Annotated in this window: 6 protein-coding genes and 1 pseudogene; 6 read left to right on the plus strand and 1 reads right to left on the minus strand. The window is 31.8% G+C overall.

Translation table 11 applies throughout. The annotated features are described in order from the left end of the window. Positions 1–292: 292 nt before the first annotated feature. Both WKI77_RS07330 and WKI77_RS07335 read left to right on the plus strand, forming a co-directional pair. Positions 293–799 (plus strand): hypothetical protein, encoded by a 507-nt coding sequence (locus tag WKI77_RS07330; RefSeq protein WP_337861173.1) that lies wholly within the window; start codon positions 293–295, stop codon positions 797–799. Between the two features lie 72 nt (positions 800–871). Beyond that, the gene (locus tag WKI77_RS07335) at positions 872–1,003 is read left to right on the plus strand and encodes a hypothetical protein (protein ID WP_337861178.1); all 132 of its coding nucleotides are present in this window, start codon (positions 872–874) and stop codon (positions 1,001–1,003) included. 657 nt (positions 1,004–1,660) lie between these two features. Here WKI77_RS07335 and WKI77_RS07340 read toward each other — a convergent pair. Further along, entirely contained in the window at positions 1,661–1,873 is a 213-nt protein-coding gene (locus tag WKI77_RS07340; RefSeq protein WP_337861174.1) for a hypothetical protein, read from the minus strand. A 91-nt stretch (positions 1,874–1,964) separates the two neighbouring features. Between WKI77_RS07340 and WKI77_RS07345 the strand changes: the two genes are divergently transcribed. From WKI77_RS07345 to WKI77_RS07360, 4 genes and pseudogenes are all read left to right on the plus strand, one after another. Then, entirely contained in the window at positions 1,965–2,213 is a 249-nt protein-coding gene (locus WKI77_RS07345; protein ID WP_337861175.1) for a hypothetical protein, read from the plus strand. Next, the gene (locus tag WKI77_RS07350) at positions 2,203–2,517 is read left to right on the plus strand and encodes a helix-turn-helix domain-containing protein (RefSeq protein ID WP_337861176.1); all 315 of its coding nucleotides are present in this window, start codon (positions 2,203–2,205) and stop codon (positions 2,515–2,517) included. The genes WKI77_RS07345 and WKI77_RS07350 overlap by 11 nt, the downstream gene beginning before the upstream one ends. 20 nt (positions 2,518–2,537) lie before the next feature. Then, positions 2,538–3,362, plus strand: a complete 825-nt coding sequence (locus WKI77_RS07355; protein WP_337861177.1) for a hypothetical protein — start codon at positions 2,538–2,540, stop codon at positions 3,360–3,362. A gap of 30 nt (positions 3,363–3,392) precedes the next feature. Further along, positions 3,393–3,586 (plus strand): annotated as a pseudogene (locus WKI77_RS07360) (menaquinone biosynthesis decarboxylase); the annotation flags it as partial.

Below are 3,586 nucleotides of genomic sequence, written 5' to 3' on the forward strand. Positions count from 1 at the left end.
AATTTTATTATGACCTTTGAATTGTAATAAAATATTTTAGAATGTTATCTTGGGATAATTAAGGTGCCCAATAATACTTTTTTGCATGCGCCTCAAGGTACACTTGATTAATGGGCCTTATCCTTGAGTATGCAATGCCTGGCCATATATTTACTTTTTACTTGGCTTTAGCCACGAACTACAAACAAGGTTTCATGCTTCCGTGAACTCTTAATAACTTTTATACAACAATGTTATTTATACGACAATACAAATATAAAAATATTTATAGGAAAATATTTGATAGCACATTATGAATGAAGATTTTGCAAAACTAAAATCATATGCAGATTATATTGAATTCCCCTTCAAAGTAGATGGTTTAGATTCACGTATATTAATCCAGAAAATGGCTTATATATTGGAAAATATGGGCATGAACTTGCATTATTACTTTACCTGGTGGAGGCACGGCCCATATTCCCCACCTCTGGCAAATGATTATTATGAATGGTCTCGAGGAGATAATAACATCGCAAATGTTCCAATAAATGAGGGTGAAAAACAGGGGCTGGATCTGTTTAAAAATATTGTGGACGCCAATATCCCTTTGCTTGAAGCAATAGCAACACTTATGTATAAAAATTATGTTTACAGGGATTTGAATGAAGTATTGACATTAACAAAGAAACTAAAACCACATCCGGATGATGGCATAATAATAAAGGCCCAGAATAAAGCTAAGGAATTACTTTTTAAGCCGGAATATTTAACTGAAGAATTAAAGAAGGAAATAAATGAGTGGCAGCAATTTGATTAATATTTTTAATATTAAAATTGGCAATTTATATTATGTTTCTCTGAATGATGCTGCTGGCCATGAACAACAAAAATAAGGCCAGCGCTGATATTGGCAAAGCATGAGCAAACATCCTTGCTTCTCGTTGTTCCATTTACATCTACACTGGGATTAGCAGATTTCCCTATACATGTAAAGTTAAACGATCAAACAACAACGGATTAAATACGGATTCTATTTCAATGATATTTCAAATAAGATCTATTTCAATTGATAGATTTCAGAAGTACCTCGGCATTATCGGAGATAAAGACTTGGATTCGATTCTCAAAATTGTAAAAGATTTTATTAATATTTAATCCCGGGAACACATAACTATGGATTTAGCCATGGGATATGTCCTCTCCTCAGGTAAAATTAGGGTATAATCCGGCAAGGGCATAGAAGTGCCCACTGAAAACTTTCAGGCCATGAAATGACTGATCTTACCCATTTAAAGTTGCAGTGTATCATTAGGATGATATTCTGTTATAATTTAATCTATGAACCTTTATTTTATATGTTTTCGATTTCTCAAACATACTATTTCCTCCTTTCATTGCTTAAATAATCTTAATTTTATTTCACTGTTCCAGGATTATTGGAATATCGGGTTTTAGAACTTTGCCCTATATTTTCAAAATCTTAATTCTCTCTCATCCAAAGATAGTGAATTGAAGCTTTTATTTTAAATATTGTGATTATTATATAACTCCTTAAAAATATATGCAAATTATAATTGGGCATAATCACTGGAGTAACAGCTGCAATGGCTTATGAAGAAAGGATAAAATTAAATGGGCAATAAATATATTAAGGAACTCATTTCAGGATATCACACATTTATATGAATTCTTTAGCAAAAATAATTTTATTAAAATCGAATACAAGCGCCAGTTCATAACTGCGGTCCATGGCATTAAAACTCGAATGCGCTGTCCAATTTTCTGTATATTTATCAAATTTTAATTCTCTGATTTTCAGGTTTTCCACTTTCTGATAGTTTTCCATGATATATTTTCTGACAATGCCAGCAGCTTTTTCATGATTATCCATTTCTACTTATTTTAAAAAAATATAAAATATTTATCTATATTGCTATTGCGAAATACAAAAAGCATTATAATATTATAATACATTGTTGAATATGGAATTTAAATTGACCATCGATAAAATGGAAAGTTTAAAAGAAATTATAGCAGATCAGATATCAAAAATGGAAAGCATCCCGGCGGATTGCCTGGAAATTTCTGATATATTTTATTATTCTGGATTGAAGAAATGGACTGTTACAATTATTTTCAGTAAGGGGCAGAAAAGTTATAAAGCCAGCATGGATATCCTTGAAAATGGTGTTATCTCACGATTTCAGCAGAGGGAAAATTATGAGAATTAACGATTGCCCATTGACAAATGCCTTAAAGCCTTTAAAAGGAAAATGGGGACCACTTATAATCAAATATTTATCAATCAACGGAAACTCAGGGTATAATGAAATTTACAATTCCATGGAAAATATTACACCAAAGGCTTTAACAAATGCACTGCACATGCTTTGTAACTATTCAATAATACATAAAGATATAGTTTCAAACAAACCGGTTAGAGTAATATACAGCCTTACGGATAAGGGAAAGGCCATGCTGGCCCCACTGGATGCCATTGAAACTCTAAATGGGAAAAAAGGAAATGTTAAATAATAATTTTTTGTTAACGCTTTATGTCATATTACAGCAACGATTCAAAGAAAAAAATTAATACTTTATCAATGTTTCTTTTACTTGTTTCCATAGGATTTTTCATTGCGGTTTCATTAATAAACAGTATATACACACTGACAGCACATTACAGCATATTGTTCAAATTTGGGATTTTTATAGTAATCATCTTCGATATATTTTATGCAGCGATTATATTCAGTATTTACAGAACCGGGAAGTTTAATGTGACTGATAAATTTATATTCATGTCGCTTATTTTATTTTCTTTAATATTTATTTCAGAAATTTTAACTGAAATATCCACAGGGTCAACTATTTTTCCGGCTATTGTTGGATTTATTGCAGTGGTGTTTGGTTATATGTATTATTATTTCAAAGATGATGAGCTCCTTTCACGCATAATGATAATAATCGGTGCTGCGCTTGCATATATAGCTATGGCAGGGTATCCTCTGGTGCCATATATCTACATATTTGGAACATCTTTCATGAATTCTGCGCTGTGGGCCCAGGCCTTCATAGCAATGGAAATATTTTTAATTCTCGCATTTGTTTTTAAACCAATGCAGATGTTATCGGACTTTATGTCAAGTTCAGCAAAGCCACTTGCAACGTTTATTTTTGGCATAGGAATGATTATTACTGGAGCATCCATGGCTTCTTTCAGCACAGGTGTTTTGCCTGCTGCCCTTGGTGATTCATTAACAGGATTGCTCATCGTTGCAGGCATACTTGCATTGATATCAGGAATACTGTTCGTTATATTGTCTTTGATAGAATTTTATGAACAGATTATAAAACCCAGATTCCATTTTATTGGATAAAAATTATATTTGAGCATAGCATTATTAAATATGACTTTTGATGATTTGAATGATTATATAAAATATCAGGAAAGCAACAATGATCTTATAAGGATCAATGACGAAGTTGATCCGGAACTTGAACTTACATATATCCTCAGTGAAGAAGAACGCATAGGAAAAAAGAAAACTATGCTATTCACCAATGTTAAAGGATCAAAAATTCCAGTTTTAGGCAACATATT

The organism is Ferroplasma sp. (genome assembly GCF_037442045.1).
GTDB lineage: Archaea > Thermoplasmatota > Thermoplasmata > Thermoplasmatales > Thermoplasmataceae > Ferroplasma.

Excerpts from the sequence above, each read along its gene's own strand:
- WKI77_RS07330 (WP_337861173.1), top strand. The coding sequence starts at position 293 with ATGAATGAAGATTTTGCAAAACTAAAATCATATGCAGATTATATTGAA.
- WKI77_RS07340 (WP_337861174.1), bottom strand. The coding sequence starts at position 1,873 with ATGGATAATCATGAAAAAGCTGCTGGCATTGTCAGAAAATATATCATG.
- WKI77_RS07345 (WP_337861175.1), top strand. The coding sequence starts at position 1,965 with ATGGAATTTAAATTGACCATCGATAAAATGGAAAGTTTAAAAGAAATT.
- WKI77_RS07350 (WP_337861176.1), top strand. The coding sequence starts at position 2,203 with ATGAGAATTAACGATTGCCCATTGACAAATGCCTTAAAGCCTTTAAAA.
- WKI77_RS07355 (WP_337861177.1), top strand. The coding sequence starts at position 2,538 with ATGTCATATTACAGCAACGATTCAAAGAAAAAAATTAATACTTTATCA.